General features: G+C 53.0%; 17 protein-coding genes. 8 read left to right on the top strand and 9 right to left on the bottom strand.

Features of this window, described 5'->3' with window-relative positions:
- Positions 1 to 14: 14 nt before the first annotated feature.
- On the bottom strand, positions 15 to 1,193 hold the full coding sequence (locus GN107_RS01760; RefSeq protein WP_155285949.1) for a cysteine desulfurase family protein: 1,179 nt from the start codon (positions 1,191 to 1,193) through the stop codon (positions 15 to 17).
- A 142-nt stretch (positions 1,194 to 1,335) separates the two neighbouring features.
- Positions 1,336 to 3,045 carry a septation ring formation regulator EzrA gene (gene ezrA / locus GN107_RS01755; protein WP_155285950.1) on the bottom strand — a complete coding sequence of 570 codons (1,710 nt, stop codon included), beginning with the start codon at positions 3,043 to 3,045 and terminating at the stop codon, positions 1,336 to 1,338.
- Between the two features lie 185 nt (positions 3,046 to 3,230).
- Here ezrA and msrC point away from each other — a divergent pair, with 185 nt between their 5' ends.
- Both msrC and rpsD read left to right on the top strand, forming a co-directional pair.
- Positions 3,231 to 3,713: a free L-methionine (R)-S-oxide reductase MsrC gene (gene msrC / locus GN107_RS01750; protein WP_155285951.1), complete on the top strand. Its 483-nt coding sequence runs from the start codon at positions 3,231 to 3,233 to the stop codon at positions 3,711 to 3,713.
- Positions 3,714 to 3,879: 166 nt separating this feature from the next.
- Positions 3,880 to 4,491, top strand: a complete 612-nt coding sequence (rpsD, locus tag GN107_RS01745; protein ID WP_155285952.1) for a 30S ribosomal protein S4 — start codon at positions 3,880 to 3,882, stop codon at positions 4,489 to 4,491.
- Positions 4,492 to 5,082: 591 nt separating this feature from the next.
- Here rpsD and GN107_RS11290 read toward each other — a convergent pair.
- The 4 genes from GN107_RS11290 to GN107_RS01735 all read right to left on the bottom strand — a co-directional run bounded on the left by GN107_RS11290 (position 5,083) and on the right by GN107_RS01735 (position 9,274).
- Positions 5,083 to 5,244, bottom strand: a complete 162-nt coding sequence (locus GN107_RS11290; RefSeq protein WP_164506147.1) for a hypothetical protein — start codon at positions 5,242 to 5,244, stop codon at positions 5,083 to 5,085.
- A gap of 395 nt (positions 5,245 to 5,639) precedes the next feature.
- Positions 5,640 to 5,771 (bottom strand): hypothetical protein, encoded by a 132-nt coding sequence (locus tag GN107_RS11455; RefSeq protein WP_269057680.1) that lies wholly within the window; start codon positions 5,769 to 5,771, stop codon positions 5,640 to 5,642.
- Positions 5,772 to 5,842: 71 nt separating this feature from the next.
- Positions 5,843 to 8,560 carry an ABC transporter permease gene (locus tag GN107_RS01740; protein WP_155285953.1) on the bottom strand — a complete coding sequence of 906 codons (2,718 nt, stop codon included), beginning with the start codon at positions 8,558 to 8,560 and terminating at the stop codon, positions 5,843 to 5,845.
- Positions 8,561 to 8,569: 9 nt separating this feature from the next.
- Complete coding sequence (locus GN107_RS01735; RefSeq protein WP_155285954.1) at positions 8,570 to 9,274, bottom strand: ABC transporter ATP-binding protein; 705 nt, start codon at positions 9,272 to 9,274, stop codon at positions 8,570 to 8,572.
- Between the two features lie 130 nt (positions 9,275 to 9,404).
- On the opposite strand from GN107_RS01735, the gene GN107_RS01730 reads away from it, so the two are divergent.
- Entirely contained in the window at positions 9,405 to 10,013 is a 609-nt protein-coding gene (locus GN107_RS01730; protein WP_155285955.1) for a TetR/AcrR family transcriptional regulator, read from the top strand.
- A gap of 186 nt (positions 10,014 to 10,199) precedes the next feature.
- On the opposite strand, the gene GN107_RS01725 is transcribed toward GN107_RS01730, so the two are convergent.
- Together GN107_RS01725 and GN107_RS01720 are read right to left on the bottom strand one after the other, a co-directional pair.
- Positions 10,200 to 11,177 carry a zinc-binding dehydrogenase gene (locus tag GN107_RS01725; RefSeq protein WP_155285956.1) on the bottom strand — a complete coding sequence of 326 codons (978 nt, stop codon included), beginning with the start codon at positions 11,175 to 11,177 and terminating at the stop codon, positions 10,200 to 10,202.
- 70 nt (positions 11,178 to 11,247) lie between these two features.
- On the bottom strand, positions 11,248 to 12,048 hold the full coding sequence (locus GN107_RS01720; protein WP_155285957.1) for a MerR family transcriptional regulator: 801 nt from the start codon (positions 12,046 to 12,048) through the stop codon (positions 11,248 to 11,250).
- Positions 12,049 to 12,278: 230 nt separating this feature from the next.
- Between GN107_RS01720 and GN107_RS01715 the strand changes: the two genes are divergently transcribed.
- Positions 12,279 to 12,944, top strand: a complete 666-nt coding sequence (locus GN107_RS01715; protein ID WP_155285958.1) for an MmcQ/YjbR family DNA-binding protein — start codon at positions 12,279 to 12,281, stop codon at positions 12,942 to 12,944.
- A gap of 50 nt (positions 12,945 to 12,994) precedes the next feature.
- Here GN107_RS01715 and GN107_RS01710 read toward each other — a convergent pair whose 3' ends face one another.
- The gene (locus GN107_RS01710) at positions 12,995 to 13,597 is read right to left on the bottom strand and encodes an FMN-dependent NADH-azoreductase (RefSeq protein ID WP_196246201.1); all 603 of its coding nucleotides are present in this window, start codon (positions 13,595 to 13,597) and stop codon (positions 12,995 to 12,997) included.
- A 251-nt stretch (positions 13,598 to 13,848) separates the two neighbouring features.
- Here GN107_RS01710 and GN107_RS01705 point away from each other — a divergent pair, with 251 nt between their 5' ends.
- The 4 genes from GN107_RS01705 to GN107_RS01690 are packed head-to-tail and all read left to right on the top strand — an operon-like array spanning position 13,849 to position 16,367.
- Positions 13,849 to 14,139 carry a rhodanese-like domain-containing protein gene (locus tag GN107_RS01705; RefSeq protein WP_155285960.1) on the top strand — a complete coding sequence of 97 codons (291 nt, stop codon included), beginning with the start codon at positions 13,849 to 13,851 and terminating at the stop codon, positions 14,137 to 14,139.
- Complete coding sequence (locus GN107_RS01700) at positions 14,139 to 14,444, top strand: rhodanese-like domain-containing protein (RefSeq protein ID WP_155285961.1); 306 nt, start codon at positions 14,139 to 14,141, stop codon at positions 14,442 to 14,444. The genes GN107_RS01705 and GN107_RS01700 overlap by 1 nt, the downstream gene beginning before the upstream one ends.
- A complete protein-coding gene (locus tag GN107_RS01695) occupies positions 14,444 to 16,108 on the top strand; it encodes an FAD-dependent oxidoreductase (protein WP_155285962.1) in 1,665 nt (554 codons plus the stop codon). Before GN107_RS01700 ends, GN107_RS01695 begins: the two co-directional genes overlap by 1 nt.
- Position 16,109: 1 nt before the next feature.
- Complete coding sequence (locus GN107_RS01690) at positions 16,110 to 16,367, top strand: metal-sensitive transcriptional regulator (protein ID WP_155285963.1); 258 nt, start codon at positions 16,110 to 16,112, stop codon at positions 16,365 to 16,367.
- Positions 16,368 to 16,377: the final 10 nt, after the last annotated feature.

Below are 16,377 nucleotides of genomic sequence, written 5' to 3'. Positions count from 1 at the left end.
TAATAATTCTCCTTCTATTTCTGACTAGCAGTCGCGGTCCACTTCTGGGGCCGCATCCGTTCAAAGCCAGCGTAAACCTTATCAAAAGCCTTTTCGAACGCCTTGGCCTCAGCCATCGTGTTCTCTTCGTCCAGGCTGATCCGGAATGCAGACTCGGCATCGCTCTGGAGCACGTTCATTGCGGCCAGCGTGCTGCTCTCCTCGCCACTGCGGCTGGAGCAGGCACTGGTCGTGGACATGTAGACCCCTTCTTGTTCAAATGCGTGCACGATGGTTTCACCACGCACCCCTTGAATCGCCATGGTCAAAACATGGGGCGCAAAATCCGGAGTCAGCTCACTGAAGAAGCGCATGTGGTCGAACTTCTTCACGTAGTTGGTGATTTCCGTACGAATTGCCTGCTCCCGCGCAACCTTTTTGTCCTCGTCAGTAACGGCTAGGCGCAGGGCCTTGGCCATCGCAGCAATCCCGGGCGTGTTCTCGGTCCCACTGCGCATGTTGGACTCCTGACCACCACCAGCCATGAGTGGCTCGATCCGGCGGCCTTCCTTAGCGTAGATGAAACCTGTTCCCCGTGGTGCGTGGAACTTGTGCCCGGAGAAGGTCAAGAAGTCGACCCGCGGGTTGGTGATGAGGTCCCGGACGCCCTTACCGACAGACTGCACGGCGTCAACGTGGAAGTGCACAGTCGGGCGGTCCTTGAGTACTTCAGCAATTTTGTCAATTGGCTGGATGCTACCGATTTCGTTGTTCACGGCCATGACGGAGACCAGGATCGTGTCGTCGCGCAGTGCGGCCGCAACATCATCCGGATCCACAAAACCGCGGTGGTCAACGGGCAGGTAAGTCACGTCAAAGCCAAGTTCTTCGAGCTGCTTCATGCTGTTGCCGACCGCGGCGTGTTCGATGCTGCTGGTGATAATGTGCTTGCCGAACTGGCGCTTGGCCATTGCGGTGCCCTTAATGATCCAGTTGTCCCCCTCCGTGCCGCCGCTGGTGAAGTAAATCTCATCCGGCTTGCAACCAAGGATCGCGGCAATCTGCGCGCGTGACTGGTCAACAACCGCCTTCGCTTTATCACCTAACTTGTGCAGGGAGCTGGGGTTTCCGTAAAATTCAGTCGCAACCGTCCGGTAAGTATCCAGGACGCTGGCAAGCGGCTTCGTGGTGGCACTATTATCAAAGTAAATCATTATTTGTCCCTTCTAACAATAAGTAAGCTAAACGTATTATACCAAATTACTGTCGCGCGTCTATAGCATAAACAAGGAAATACCCACCGCCACAGGCTGGTGGGTATTTCTGTTTAGGCAAAATTAGTTGTTTGACTGCTGCTTATAGCGGCGTCGCCGTCTTGTCACTCAGATAAGCATCCTCCGCTTTCTGGTAACTTCCAGGCACGGCTTCCTCAAGGGCTGCTGCGAGTGTGTCCGCGGCTTCCTTGTATTCGATTTGTGCGTACAGAGCCTTGCACTTGGTGATGGCCCCGGCTAATTCAGGGTGTTCATCCCGGTAGCGGTTGGCAGCCTGAAGCAGCTGAGCGCACATCCCCACCGCGTCCACGATTTCGGTGCTGGCCTGCTGGAGGTTATCCATGTCGGCCTGCAAGCCGATCATCTGCTTGCCGATATCATCGAGGTCGATTTTGACCCGGTCCATCTGCTGGCCAATCGAGGTGATTTCTTCCTTAACGTGAGCGTAGCGGTCCAAAAAGTCTTGCGGCAAGCCTGGCAGCGAGAGGGCCTCGAGTTCCCGGCGCACGGAACGCAAGTCGCGGGCGAACTCATCGAGGGCCTTTTGCGCGGACTTCTCACCCGCAGTCAGACCGGAAACGGACTCGTTGATGTCGTGCTGCTGCTGCTCAATTTCGCGCAGCCGCTTGTCGTCATCCTGATAGTGCTTTGCGACCACGGAGTAAACAGCCGTCTTGTCGGCGAGTGCCTGCTGGTCGGCCTCATTCTCGGCGTTCAGGGAGTTCAGTTCCTGGCGCAAGGCGTTTGCGGTCTTGATTTCATCGTGGTTCAGTGAGTAGGACTGATTCAAGTGGTCGAGCTCCAGCAAAAGCAGGTGGCTCTGCCGCAGCGCGTGCTGCAGGAACTGGCTGATACGGTCACCTGTATCGACGACCACCCGCTTAGCGTCCATTTCCTTTTGCATGACGTCGTAAAGGGAGTCAATCGTTGCGGCGGTCGCCTTGTTCTGCTCGGTGCTGGCTGCAACGTTCAGGCTGTTGAGGGCCGTTTGACTATTCTTGATTGCCACCTGCACCTTCTTAAGCTCAGCCGCAATGTCCACGTTCGCGAACTGGTAGTGCTCACCGCGCAACTTGTGGTATGCACTAGTGAGTTCTTCGAGTTGCTCGGGGAACTCCTTCACCAGCTCCGTGAGTAGTGGCGGAATCGTCTTGGTCAAAGAGGTCAGATCAGCCACCTCGGCACTCAGGGCGAGGATCCGCTCGTGGGCTGCTTGGTGATCCCCACTGGCAGTGATTTCGTCGACCGCATCGAACTCGCTTGCCACCGCTTTAAGCCGCTTATCCAGCGCGGGCATGGTATCGCCGAAAGCAAAATTCTTGGCGAGCAGCGTCTTGCGGGCTTCTTGGTAGTCCTTCCGCAGCTGATCGAGTTGCTTGCGGTTGTTCTCCTCATCCTGGTAGATTTTCTCAACTTCTTGCGCGATATTAGCGTATTTTTTGCCCAAGGCCGCAATCAAGTCTGCCAATTCCGCACACATATTCTTGGCGCTGCCGAGCTGGAACTTGGCAACAGCGGTCTCGGCGTCCATCATGAGGGCCTCAGCGCGCGCCCCATCACCCTCAGACAACTTCTGGTATTCCCGCTGCCATTTGGTGAAGGACTTCAGACTCTCACCAGTCAAATGCAGCCCCTTGAGCGCCCGAATTTGTTTGTCGATGTGGGCCACCGGCAGGCCGGTCATCTGCTTATCCAGATCACTCAGCTTCTTGCGGTAGTTGCGTTGCACCACCCACACGGCAATGAGCGCGGCTAAAATGATAATCAACAGAATAATTGCGAACCACAGCATCTAATGCACCCTCTTAATGACGTCTCCAAGCGGAATAAAAGTAAGTAAACAGCCGAAATCTCGCCACAAACTATGTTAATCTATAGTAGTTGTACCATTATAAAACTTCTCATGCTCCAGTATGACAAAAAAAGCCGCATGTGGAAACACTTTATTCCAATTTACTTGTGAAAGAAGGAATTAACTTGAAGACCCTCGACCCAATCGTTAATGAACAGGTGGACGCATTACTGACCGATGAACACAACAACGTGGCCAACCTTGCGAACGCGAGCGCACTTTTGTACGACGCGTTCGGCGACATCAACTGGTGTGGTTTTTACCTATTAAATAATGCGACCGGTGAATTAGACCTCGGTCCCTTCCAGGGCAAGGTGGCCTGCATGCACATCAAACCCGGCAGTGGCGTGGTTGGCAACTGCTACCAGAAGGAAACAGCGATCCGCGTGGCAAACGTCCACGAGTTCCCAGGCCACATTGCTTGTGACTCCGCAAGTAACGCCGAGCTAGTGACCCCACTGCGCGTTAATGGCAAAATCATCGGGGTGCTCGACATTGACTCCCCTGATTTGGACCGTTTTTCTGCTGCGGACGAGGAAACTGTCAATGAATTTGCAGCGCGTCTAGGAAAACACCTTGACACCGCTACCGTGAATGCGTTAAGCTAGTCAGCGTGTAAAATACTGCAGCAGTGGACGGCATGGTCGGCTCCAGTTGCACAAGCAACACATCGAAGTAAGCTTGCTGCAAGGCCGAAACGTAGTGCAACTGCCCGTGTGCTAAATCCATCAACGTATATTTTACTCCAATAAAAATTTTTGGAGGAATTACTCTATGTCACGTTATACTGGCCCTACATGGAAGGTATCCCGTCGTCTCGGGATGTCCCTTTCCGGTACTGGTAAAGAACTCGCTCGTCGCCCTTACGCACCTGGTGACCACGGTCCTAACTCTCGCCGTAAGATTTCTGAATATGGTACACAGCTTCGCGAAAAGCAGAAGTTACGCATGATGTACGGTTTGACTGAGCGTCAGTTCCGTAACCTCTTCGTTCGCGCCGGCAAGATCACTGCAGGGACTCATGGTGAGAACCTGATGATCCTGCTCGAACAGCGTCTTGACAACCTTGTTTACCGTCTCGGTCTTGCTACCACACGTGCACAGGCTCGTCAGCTTGTAAACCACGGTCACATCACTGTTGACGGCAAGCGCGTTGACATCCCTTCATACGAAGTTCAGCCTGGTCAGGAAATCGGCCTGCGCGAACGTTCACAGAACCTGGTCGTAGTTAACGCTGCTCTTGAAGCAACCGTTAGCCGCCCTGCTTTCGTCAGCTTTGACGAAAACAAGAAGACTGGTACTCTTGTTCGTCTGCCACAGCGCGAAGAACTCGAACCAGAAATCGACGAATCTCTTGTCGTTGAATACTACAACCAGATGCTGTAATTCAGCAACTGCTTGTAAACAAAAAGCATTGGCCACTTGGTCAATGCTTTTTGTGTTGTCAACTTTACATAGTCGGTGTGGGCCTTACCAGACCTAAATCTGCAAACTTGCCATCATTGCGTCCACGGACACCCGCGCGGCTGGGGACAGCGGAACTGCCTTTGGCCAAATCAAACTGGCTCAGCCCTCAATTATTAGCCAAAGCGGAATGAAGCGTAAGTTGCTTGCAGCAGTGTTAATAATCCAGTCCAAACAAATTGCCACCTCCAAGACGGCGCTGACCATGATTGATGCGTTATATAGCAATTGATAAGTCGCGACATGGAAGTCTTGCGCATGGCAGTCGTGCTCTGGCTTGCGTTCCTACCAGCCGCGGTATCTATTTTACGATTACGCTGCAAATCATCGGCCTGATTCTCAGCGCGCTTGTCCCATACGTCGCCCTAATCATTGGCTCGTTCATTATTCTCATCTACTTGGGCGACGAGGTCCCAACGAAGGTCACCCGCCGGCTCCGCGGGAAAAAATTAATCCCACCAAATGAGGGTAAAAAAATGGGCGACCGCAAACGGTCACCCAGACTCAACTCGTTTAATACTTACCTTCGTTGCTAAACAGATAATAAATCAGCATGCCTGCGCCAAGCAGCGCGCACACCCCGCCGATGATGGGAACGACTTTACCAAACTGAGTGACCGTCATGATGATGGCGCCGCCAACGAAGAGGAAGCCGCCAGCCTGCAAGTTTTTCATAATGAGCCCCTTTCAAGTTGTTCCCAAAAGTTTATCATAATTCTTTACCAATCCACATCAGAAAGTAGTTATTCCCCGTCGGCAACGACGATAGTCTGATACACTGACTGCTTGTTTGCGTATAGATAGACTGAAATGCACATCATCAAGCTGTGTCCCGGTCAAAAGAGGATGCTCAACGACTCGTGAGATCTGACTGTTCGCGGCCAAAAAGAATCCATTTTTGTCATTGAATTGTCCCCCCTGATCCGCTATTTAGTTCTTCGTTGCACTTTATGTTGGACTCTATATCGTTAACGGCAGTCAGCCAAACAGCCACATTCAAGTGGCTGTTTGGCTCATGCACGTTTAATTACTTCTAGCTACTGGTACGTGTGCCAAGCCTTAATGTGGTTTCAGTTGTCTGCTTTGACAATCTTACCCATCGCAATTGGCAAGGTCACATGCTCATCGTACTTGTCGGTCAAATGACCGCCAGCAGTTCCTGGCAACTGGATGTTTAGTAACTTGTTGTCTACTACTACCACTCAAAAAATAGGACCCTGCAGCCTTGATTACCATAATCAGCTGCAGGGTCCTATTCACTTTGGCATAATCGCTAATCCACCGACTTCAACGCTTCAAGCATATCCACATTTTGAATCTTCCGGTTCATCAGGAACATGACCATCAACGAGAAGACGATGGTCAACCCAACGGAGATCAAGATGTTGATCCACGTCAGTCCCGGAGCAACCATCGCTGTTGCTGGCGGTAGCAGACCCATGATGTAGGCATGGAACAGATAGCCAACACCGACACCGACCAGGATTCCTGCACCGGTCAAAATGTTGGTCTCGCGGTAAATGTACATCAACACTTCGCGCGGATAGAAACCCAATACTTTCAGGGTTGATAGTTCCCGCATCCGCTCTGAGACGTTGATGTTCGTTAATGTGTAAAGCACGACCAGCGACAGTAGTGATGCACTGACTACCAGCACAAGAATAAGGTTGCTCAGATTGCCCAAAATATTGGTAATGGTCTTCTTAGTTTCTCTAGATTGGACGGTTTCGACGGCAGCCTCGTGGTGGTTGAACCGTGCCGCAAAAGTGTTCACCGACCTGCTTGTGTTGTGCTTCAAGGTGACCAGATAGGCATTTGGCAGTGCCGACTTGCCATAGACCTTCTGGTAATATGCCCGGTTCATATAAACGTAATGCCCGGCATACATGGCGGTGATCGCGGCGACTTTAACCTTGTGTGCTGTGCCATCAGTATCTTTTAGACTAATCGTATCGCCGACGCTCGCACCTTGCAGTTTTGCTAACTTCTGCGACAGCACTGCACCGTCTTTGGTAAGCAAAAGCTTTTTACCGGTCTTGTAATCGCGCAGCTTGATGTAATGATCTAGCTGCCCCTCAGACTGCGGCACCATCAACGCAATATTCTCCCGCGTATCAGAACCACTTACGGTCGCGTACACATTGGCAAAATACGCCGCGGTGTCGCGCTTGACCTGGTTTGAATCCGTCACCGCTTTCTGCGCCTTACGCACTGTGCTGGTGCCGGCATTGGGATTATACACGGTCACGAGATCGTAGTGACTAATGTTGCCAAACTGCCGATCAACAATGGTATTCAGTGAGTCACGAATCCCAAAGCCAGTAATCATCAGCGCAGTAGCCCCGGCGACCCCAATGATTGTCATGAACATGCGACCTTTGTAACGGAACAGGTTGCGGGCGGTCACTTTGTAGGAAAAACTCATCCGCCGCCACAACGGTTTGATCCGTTCCAAAAGGATGCGCGAGCCGTTCGCCGGCGGCTTCGGCAACATCAACTCAGCCGGAATGATTTTCAAAGAAGACCGAGCTGCCAGCCACGATGCCAAAGCTGTTGAGGCTAAGGCTAATACCAGACTCACCGCTACATAGCCAAGATGGGGTGCCAGCAGCAGTGTCGTAAAGTTGAAGTTAGCCGTGTAGGCGTTAAAGATGATGCGCGGCAAAACCACCAACCCAAGGGCGCTACCAAGCACCGTCCCAGTGACTGCCGTGGTCACGCTGTAAACAAGGAACTCACGCATGACTTCACCGTTGGTGTAGCCAAGCGCACGCATAGTCCCCATTTCAATTCGCTTTTCTTCGACCATGCGCTGCATCGTTGTGAAGCTAACCAGAATCGCAATCAGGAAGAAGAACGCTGGGAAGGAGCGGCCCAAGACGTCGATTCGCTGGGCGTCTTCGCCATAATTATTGTAGCCATCGTTATAATCGTTCCGGCTTTCAACGGTAAAGGTAACGTCGCCAAGCTGCTTGCGCGTTGTCTTGGCCGCTGCCAAATCGGATTTGGCGGTCACCAGGGCTGTTTGCTTAGACTTCAATGCAGCCGTTTGTTTCTTGAGTGCTTGTTGCCTGGCCTCAACCTGAGCAACTGCCACCTGGCTATTCGCTGCCTGGGCTGCGGCAAGCTGCGTTGTCAGCTGTTGCTGCGCTGCAGTCAGCTGTGTGCTGGCAGTCTTGATTGCTGCTTCATTGGTCTGAATCTGACTTTCCCCAGAGTTGACCTTGTCATTCAGCTCTGTGCGCAGGTCCGCCACCCGCGTCTTGTTGCGTGCGTTCAGCTTCTTTTGCAGCTTGTCCGTCAGCGTTTTGGCGTGGTGCTCGTAGCTGCTTGAGTACGCCTGGCCTTTGGGATTAGTAAAGGCTAAGCGGGCGACATTCGGCTTGCTGCTGGAAAATGTCGACTTGGTCACGTAAGCAAAACCATAAAGCGTCCCGCTGCCAAGGCTGGTGGAACCGAGACTATCCTTCTTCAGAAATTCGGTTGAAGTGGCAAAGCCGACAATTTTATAGTTCTGCTTCCTCAAGCCGGCTGTCCTGCCGGTCTTGCCGGAAGTAAAAGTGACATGCTGTCCGAGCTGATACTTGCCAGACAGCTTATCGCTCAAGACGATTTCATCAGCGGCTTGCGCTTTGCGGCCTTTCGTTAAAGTGAGCTTCGACAGCGTCTCCGGGTTACTCTGAATCCGCATGGTGTGCCGACTGCCTTTGATTAGCACGTCGGTCGTGTGTCCGAACTCTGCGGTTTTGATCCCGGACAACTGACGCACCGTCTTCCGGTCTTTAGCATCAAGCGCCACCGTTGATGTCACTTTGGCATCGGCAAGCCGCTCAGCGGTATAGGACTTCTGTGCGGTCTGGCGCATGTTCGGGCCAGTAACATTCAGCCCAATCAAAACGAACACACCAAGCATCAGCAGCGCCGAAACCGAGAGAAAACGGGCAATCGAAAGCTTAAACTCACGCGCGATATTTTTATTCAGCATCTTCATCGCGCTCGCCTACCATTCAATATCGGCCACAGGCGTTGGCTTCTCGTTGCGCTCGTCCGCCTTGACCTGACCGTCTGCGATTTCGATCACGTGGTCTGCCATGGACCGAATCATTGAATTATGCGTCACGATGATCACATTTTTCCCAGATTCCCGCGCGAAATCTTGGAACAGCTGCAAAATTTTTTTACCAGTCTTGTAATCCAAGGCACCAGTCGGTTCGTCCGCTAGCAGCAGGTCGGGGTTCTTGGCCATGGCGCGGGCAATTGCCACACGCTGCTGCTCCCCACCGGAAAGCTGAGCTGGGAAATTCTCGATGCGATCTTTCAGCCCTACCTGTGTTAATGCCTGAACCGCATCGACGGCGTCCGGCGCGATTTCTGAGGCGAGTTCAACGTTCTCAACGGTCGTCAGGTTCTGAACCAAGTTGTAAAACTGAAAAACGAACCCGACTTGCTTGCGTCGGTAAGTATTAAGGCCACGTTTGTCTAACTCACCCAACTCCACACCATTAACGTTCACGGAACCAGAGGTCAGATGATCCATACCCCCAAGCACGTTAAGCAGGGTCGACTTGCCGGCCCCCGATGCACCTAAAATAATCGTCAACTCGCCCGGTTCAATTTCAAAGCTGATAGCCTTGTTCGCGGTCACCGCACGATTACCTGTTCCGTACGTCTTGGTCTCATCATTGACCGAAATAAAACTTGTCATTGCATATCTCCTCCACTTGGCAAATAATGAACACTGTGTTTATCAAACTATGTGGCTATTAAACCATCCCGGCCATATTTTTCTATGGTCAATAATTAAAAAGGTGTTCATCAAATAACTGGAGGCTCACATGACAACGCACAAAGAACGCAATGCCCAGACTGAGGCGGCAATCGTTGCCGCCCTGGTCACTGTCGGTCACAACAAGCCGCTAAACCAAATTACAATCACTGATATCATCAAAAACGCTGGCATCAGTCGGGGTACCTTCTACCTGCACTATCTCGACAAGGAAGACCTTCTCGAAGAGTTAAAAAGTCACTTCATGGTTAAATTCAGGCAAATAATTGGCAGAGAGATGATTAACACCATGGACGAACAGGCACTGGCCGCTGGAGAACCGTACCCAATTCTTATCGATGTGCTTTCACTGTTCTCAAGCAGCAAGCCCCTAATGGCCTTACTGCTCGGTCCAAATGGTGATGCATCCTTTTACGGCACAATCGTGAATGAATTACAAGCGGCTATCGTTCGCGAACTGCGCACCATCAAAGGAAATGCAAACTTCATTTCGGAAATTCCGCGTACCTATGCTATCAACCTAGTAACCAACACGATTGTTAGCACAATAATGGTCTGGTTGAGCGGTAACGACAACCTAACTAGCAGTGAAGTCGCACACATTATCATGCGCGAACTGTATTTATCACCTTACCAGATGCTAGGAATTAGTCGCTAAGCGAAGTACACCAGAAATCTAGACCAAACTGAACACGGTTTTGGGAAAATTAAAAATCAATCAATAATAATAGCCACCTTCCCCAGAATTTGCTGGTAAAGGTGGCTATTATTGGTGCGCAGAAACAGTTAGTTGGCCAAAATAAAACTGCGAATATATCCGCGGATTGTGGAAGAAACGAAGGTATTAGTGCAATACCACCACGTGCTTGCCCAGAAAGTGGCCAGATTCAAGGTTGGCTTGTGCAGCACCTGCTTGGTCCAGGCCGTGATAAACCTTTGCAATCGGCACCGTCAGCTCCTTGCTGGCTGCTTCCGCAAGCACTTGGTCAAAAATCTTGGCTGGCAAGTCCTTAGCTTCACCAGCGTAACTGGTCAGCAACTTGCCGGTTGGAATCATGAATGGTGAGAAGTGCTCGATCTCCCAACCGCCACCAAGGCCACCGGTGATGCAAACCCGCCCGCCGGCAGCAACGGCGCTAAATGTATCAAAGACCGTGGTTGTGCCGACGAGTTCCAGGGCCTTAGCCACGCCTGCAGGGACGATTGTGTGCACTTTGGCGGCAATTTTGCCGTCATCGATCAGTACGTGATCCGCACCGATCTCCTGCATCTTCGCAACCTTGTTCGGGTTCCGCGTCGTGGCCAGCACGGTCGCACCGAGCATTTTGCCCAGCGCGATACTCATCAAGCCAACGGTGGAAGAACCGCCGCGCACAAGGAGCGTGTCGCCGGCCTGCAAGTCCAGACCCTCATGCAGGGAGCCGTAACTAGTCTGCAGCATCTCTGGCAGAGCACCAACGATGTCCCAGTTGAGGTCGGTCGTAATCGGAATCATGGCTGCGTGCGGAACAAGGCAGTACTCCGCGTATGTGCCGTCAATGGCCCGGCCGAGGCCGCCCATCATCATCGCTACTTTTTGGTTGATTTTGAAAGGTGAATCGGCAGAGATATCTGCCACCACGCCGACCCCTTCAATGCCGAGAATCCGTGGGTACTGGAAGTCTGCGTCGGACTCGCCCTTGCGACTGGTGACTTCAGATTCGTTGACGCCAAAAGCCTTGACCTGGACGAGGTCGTAGCCTGGTTTCGGTTCAGGGGTTGGTACCGTCACTGGTTTCAGTTCGCTGGCCGCACATGGGCCCGTTAGTTGAATTGCTTGCATATCAATGTTCCTCCTTAAAATTTTCCTGGCTGCGTACATTATTAATGTGCAGCTACTTAGCTAACGACAATCATTTAAGGGCGTACTCGAGCCAGCCGTACTTGGTCGCGCCGTTTTCAACCAGCGCATCAGTGGAATTAAGTTGCCACAAGCGGTCAGAGCAGCTTAATTGCTGGTCCTGACAATACGTCTTGAGTGCCTTTAAGCCCCGGTCGATCCCCGCCGCAGTGTTTGCGACCCAAACGCGCACGTAGCGCCCCGCCGGTTTCTCAATCAGGGGAATGTAGTTTTCGCCGGCGTGCTGGTCCGTGGCCTTTAGAATGCGGAATGCGGCATCCATATAGCCTTCAGGATTACTGACGGGCAAATCGGTCAGAAAACCAGATGTCGCCGTGTCCAAGAGCGCCAGTGTGTCCAGATCCCGGTAGAACTCCGCAAATAGCTGCGCAACTTCCTTCTCGGTACAATCAACGGCCTTGCGGGAGCACCAAAATGTTGCGGGGCCAAGTGTCGCAATCTCAGCTTGGTATAATTGTGGTGGCGCGGCTTTGGTCTGCGTGTGTATCCGCTGCTCGAGAACCGCCTGGACCCGTTGCAATTCCTGAATCTGCTTGCTAATTTTTGCCTGCGCCTGGTGCAATTCTTCCGGCACAAGCTGACTGTCCGACTGCACCGCCTTGATTTGCTCAAGTGACAAGCCAATTTTGCGCATCCCGAGAATCGTTAGCAAACTATAGAGCTGCTTGTAGTCATAGTAACGGTAGCCCGCTTTGCTCTTCTTCGCTGGTTGAAACACGCCCTGCTCATCGTAGAAAATTAATGTGCGCCGGGTCGTATTGGCAAGTTCTGCCATCTCACTGATTTTCAGCATTCTGTCATCCTTTGATTTGACTGTTACGTGACGTTATAGTTTATAACTATTGTAGCGCAACGATTACGTACATGCTTTTCATAGTTAAAGCGCTAGCGGCGGCTTCACGGCAGTCGTTTTACCAACATCTTCCTCGCAACAAATTCAGTTTAAACTGTGTTCTTACGTGACAGTCAAGCACTGATTTCAAATTTTATGATTGCCTTTTGCCATTGAAAGAAGGAAACACCATGACCAGTATTCAAGAAGAGATTTTTAAGGACAAGCAGCCCGACACCAACAAGCTTGCTGCCTATGGGTTCACGCACACTGGTGACACATGGGCGTACCAAACCGTGCTCACCCCAGGCTTCACACTGGACGTCACCATCACCGGGGACACGATCACCACGCAGGTCACTGATACGGACTCCGGTCTGCCCTACACCCTGCACCTTGACCCCGCCAACTCAGGCACCTTTGTCGGCAAAATTCGGACTGCTTATACCGCAACCCTGACAAAAATTGCCAAGGATTGTTTCACATCCAGCATGTTTGCCGCGGGCCAAATGGCGGCAATTATTACGGCGATTGGCGAGCAGTACGGTGAACATCCCGAGTACTTATGGGCCAATTTCCCCAACAACGCAATCGTCCGCCGCAGCGACAACCGCAAGTGGTATGCACTGCTGGTGAAGGTGAGCGCGGATAAGGTGGGTTTAAGCGGCACGGACCCAACAGACGTTTTGGTGCTACGGGCAGAACCTGAGACAATTACTGAGCAGCTCCAAACCGGAGCAGCCCTGCCCGCCTACCACATGAACAAGAAGCACTGGCTGTCTTACCAGCTGGACGCTGGTACACCCCAAAATGTACTGATGAAGCGGGTGGCAACGAGTCGCGAGCTAGCAAAATAAAAAGCGGCCGCCGGGGATTTATCCTCGGTGGCCGTTGTTGCGTTATTCAATTAAAATGATTTACCAAGCTCCACAGCCCGCTTTTCAGCCGCGGCCACGATGTCCTTGGCCTCATCTGGGAAGTGGTCCATGCCTTCAACGGGCAGGTCGATGACTTCTTGACAACCGAGCGCCTGGCACGCGGTGTGAACGTACAGGGTCGCAGGGTCCTTGCCGGCGTACTTACCACCGGCGGCCTGGATGTGCAGTACCTTTTTGCCAGGACACAGCGGAATGGCAGCCGTGGCGGTGTAACGGAAAGTCTGGCCAGCGACGGTGACTGAATCGAACCAGGACTTCAATTTGGTGGGAATCCCCAAATTCCACATTGGGTTAGCGATGACAATTTTGTCAGCTGCCTTGAATTCTGCAAGTGACTTGTTGAAGACCGCAAGCTTAGCAGCGACGTCAGCGCTTGGCTGAGCATCGGGCGCAAAAGCAGCTAGCATTGCGCCATCCAGCTCCGGGAAGTTTTCCTGGTACAGGCTCCGCACGGTGATTTCATCATCCGAGTGCGCTGCTTCATAACTCTTCATAAATGTTTCCAGAACCCGCATACTACGGGAACGGTCAGGGCCAAATGGGTGCGCCTTGATAACTAGTACTTTGCTCATGACAATTATCTCCCTCTTTGTTAGCGGCATTGTTGTTGCCAACCGGTTATTATCGTACCACTCACCGCGGTGGTATGAACCATTACTGTAGGTCAAAAGCCATCATTCTGAAAAAAGTGCCTCTACCGGCGACTCAGCATCAAATTAGGTAGCATGATTGCTCTTGACGAGATACCTATGGGGGTATATTCTGGCCTTATTGAGAAGATACCCCTATAGGTATTTTGCAGATTACATCACGGAGGAAACCCATGGAAAACATTGACACTACAACCTTAGCTAACAATTTAACAACTAACCCCGTCATCATCGACGTGCGGGAAGAAGACGAATTCGCCGCTGGCCACATCCCCGGTGCGCAAAACATTCCGCTGAGCCAGATGGTCGCGCGCCATCAGGAAATCCCTGACGGTGCCTACGTGATCTGCCGCTCTGGTGCACGTTCCGCCTCGGCTCAAGAATACCTTGCCCAGCAAGGTCAGAGCGTGATCAACGTGACTGGCGGCATGCTGGCCTGGCCCGGCGCAACGGAGGTAGAATAATGTTTGGTTTGACCCCAGTCCACAGTATCTCGACCGCTGAACTGGCGCAGCAGTTGCAGCAACCCAACGTGCAACTATTAGACGTACGGGAGCCGAGCGAATACCGGGCGGGGCACATCCTCCGCGCCAAAAACGTGCCCCTGCGCCGCGTTGCCGACTACAACCCGCCGGCAAACACGAAGCTGTACGTCATTTGCCGCTCGGGCGCAAGGTCCAAGCAGGCCTATAAACTGCTGCACAAACGCGGACTTAATGTGACTAATGTTGCTGGCGGCATGCTGGCGTGGGAAGGAAGAACAGTCTAATGAGTAGAAAGTATGTAATCGTGGGCGGCGTTGCGGGCGGGATGTCCGCCGCTACCCGGCTGCGGCGCTTACAAGAAGACGCAGAAATCATTGTTTTTGAAAAGGGTCCGCACGTATCTTTTGCTAACTGCGGCTTACCCTACTACCTCGGTGGCGAAATCACGGACCGTGAAGCCCTCTTGGTGCAAACTCCAGCCAAGTTGAAGGCGCGGTTTAACCTCGATGTCCGCGAAAACAGCACCGTGACCGCGATCGACCCCACTGCCAAGCAGGTCACCGTCCAAAGTGGGGACCACACCTACAGCGAAAATTATGACGCGCTGATTCTTTCACCGGGCGCCAAAGCAATCGTGCCGCAATTACCGGGGCTGAAAACTGCAGATAATGTCTTCACCCTGCGTAACATCCCCGACACGGACCGCATCGATAGCTATCTCCAAACGACCGGCGCCCAGACTGCAGTTGTAATCGGTGGTGGCGCCATCGGTCTGGAAGCGGCGGAAAATTTGCGGCGGCGCGGACTCCAGGTCAGTTTAGTTGAGGCCGGCAGCCACGTCTTTCCCGCCCTCGACGAGGAAATGGCCGCCCCGCTCGCAACTAGTCTGCGGACGCACGGCGTCCAGGTCCACCTGAACGATGCGGTCAAGGAAATCGGGCGGCAAACTGTTACCCTGAACTCCGGTCAACAGTTGCCAGCCGATATAATTTTGCTCGCGGTCGGCGTCAAACCGAATACCGACTTGACGCAATCCACCGGCATCAAGCTCGGCCCGACCGGCGGCATTGCCGTGGACGAACACTACCAGACTTCCCAAAAGGATATCTATGCTGTCGGCGACGCCATCGAAGTCACCAACCAGATTTCCGAGCAGCCAGCGCTCATTGCCCTCGCCAGCCCGGCCAACCGTCAGGGCCGCCAGGTGGCCGACGTGCTCTCCGGTGTGCCCACGACCAACCGCGGCAGCATTGGCACCGCAATCGTGCGCGTTTTCGAGACGGTCGCAGCGACGACCGGCCTCAGTGAAGCTCATGCGCACAAACTCGGCCTACACCTCAAGGTCGCCCACATCTCCGCCAAGAGCCACGCCACCTACTACCCGGGTGCCCAGCCAATTTGGTTGAAGGCAATTTTTGCTCCGGATAGCGGCAAAATCTACGGTGCCGCCGCCGTGGGTACCGACGGCGTGGACAAACGGATCGACGTTCTCGCTACCGCAATCAAGGGCGGGCTGACCGTCTTCGACCTGCCGGAGCTCGAGCTGACTTACGCCCCACCATTCGGCGTTGCCAAGGACCCCGTCAACATGCTCGGCTACGTCGCCAGTAATGTTGCCCGCGGCACCTCGCAGACCATCCAGTGGCACGAGCTCAAGGCTGCCCTCGCTCAGGGCAAACAGCTACTCGACGTGCGCGACCCAGACGAATACTCCCAGGGGCATTTTGCCGCCGCAATTAACATGCCCCTTGATCAGCTGCGGGAGCACCTTGATGAACTCGACCCCAAGCAGGACTACATCGTGAGTTGCCAGACCGGCCTGCGCAGTTACATTGCCGAGCGCCTGCTCCGCGGCCACGGCTTCCACGTGCAAAACCTCGACGGGGCGATTGGCCTCTACCAGCAAGTCCGCAGCGAATTACTGACCACCGACCGGAAGGAGAACTAACATGACCATCCACTACACCAAAGCCATGGCGAACCGGCTCAAACGCGCCGATGGGCAGCTGCAAGGCACCATGCGCATGATGACCAGCGATGCTGAATGTCAGGACGTCGTCAGTCAATTGACCGCCGTCCGCTCAAGTCTCGATAATTTAATTGGACTGATCGTCGCCGAAAACCTCACGGACTGTTTACTGACGGATGACAGTAGTAAACAAGAGGAGCACATCAAGCAAGCAGTTAAAATGATCATGAAGAAATAAGTGCGCACGC

The organism is Lacticaseibacillus zhaodongensis (assembly GCF_009687905.1).
Taxonomy (GTDB): domain Bacteria; phylum Bacillota; class Bacilli; order Lactobacillales; family Lactobacillaceae; genus Lacticaseibacillus; species Lacticaseibacillus zhaodongensis.
This window is presented reverse-complemented; position numbering and strand designations above follow the sequence as displayed.

Excerpts from the sequence above, each read along its gene's own strand:
- GN107_RS01760 (WP_155285949.1), bottom strand. The coding sequence starts at position 1,193 with ATGATTTACTTTGATAATAGTGCCACCACGAAGCCGCTTGCCAGCGTC.
- ezrA (WP_155285950.1), bottom strand. The coding sequence starts at position 3,045 with ATGCTGTGGTTCGCAATTATTCTGTTGATTATCATTTTAGCCGCGCTC.
- rpsD (WP_155285952.1), top strand. The coding sequence starts at position 3,880 with ATGTCACGTTATACTGGCCCTACATGGAAGGTATCCCGTCGTCTCGGG.
- GN107_RS11290 (WP_164506147.1), bottom strand. The coding sequence starts at position 5,244 with ATGAAAAACTTGCAGGCTGGCGGCTTCCTCTTCGTTGGCGGCGCCATC.
- GN107_RS01740 (WP_155285953.1), bottom strand. The coding sequence starts at position 8,560 with ATGAAGATGCTGAATAAAAATATCGCGCGTGAGTTTAAGCTTTCGATT.
- GN107_RS01735 (WP_155285954.1), bottom strand. The coding sequence starts at position 9,274 with ATGACAAGTTTTATTTCGGTCAATGATGAGACCAAGACGTACGGAACA.
- GN107_RS01730 (WP_155285955.1), top strand. The coding sequence starts at position 9,405 with ATGACAACGCACAAAGAACGCAATGCCCAGACTGAGGCGGCAATCGTT.
- GN107_RS01725 (WP_155285956.1), bottom strand. The coding sequence starts at position 11,177 with ATGCAAGCAATTCAACTAACGGGCCCATGTGCGGCCAGCGAACTGAAA.
- GN107_RS01720 (WP_155285957.1), bottom strand. The coding sequence starts at position 12,048 with ATGCTGAAAATCAGTGAGATGGCAGAACTTGCCAATACGACCCGGCGC.
- GN107_RS01715 (WP_155285958.1), top strand. The coding sequence starts at position 12,279 with ATGACCAGTATTCAAGAAGAGATTTTTAAGGACAAGCAGCCCGACACC.
- GN107_RS01710 (WP_196246201.1), bottom strand. The coding sequence starts at position 13,597 with ATGAGCAAAGTACTAGTTATCAAGGCGCACCCATTTGGCCCTGACCGT.
- GN107_RS01705 (WP_155285960.1), top strand. The coding sequence starts at position 13,849 with ATGGAAAACATTGACACTACAACCTTAGCTAACAATTTAACAACTAAC.
- GN107_RS01700 (WP_155285961.1), top strand. The coding sequence starts at position 14,139 with ATGTTTGGTTTGACCCCAGTCCACAGTATCTCGACCGCTGAACTGGCG.
- GN107_RS01695 (WP_155285962.1), top strand. The coding sequence starts at position 14,444 with ATGAGTAGAAAGTATGTAATCGTGGGCGGCGTTGCGGGCGGGATGTCC.
- GN107_RS01690 (WP_155285963.1), top strand. The coding sequence starts at position 16,110 with ATGACCATCCACTACACCAAAGCCATGGCGAACCGGCTCAAACGCGCC.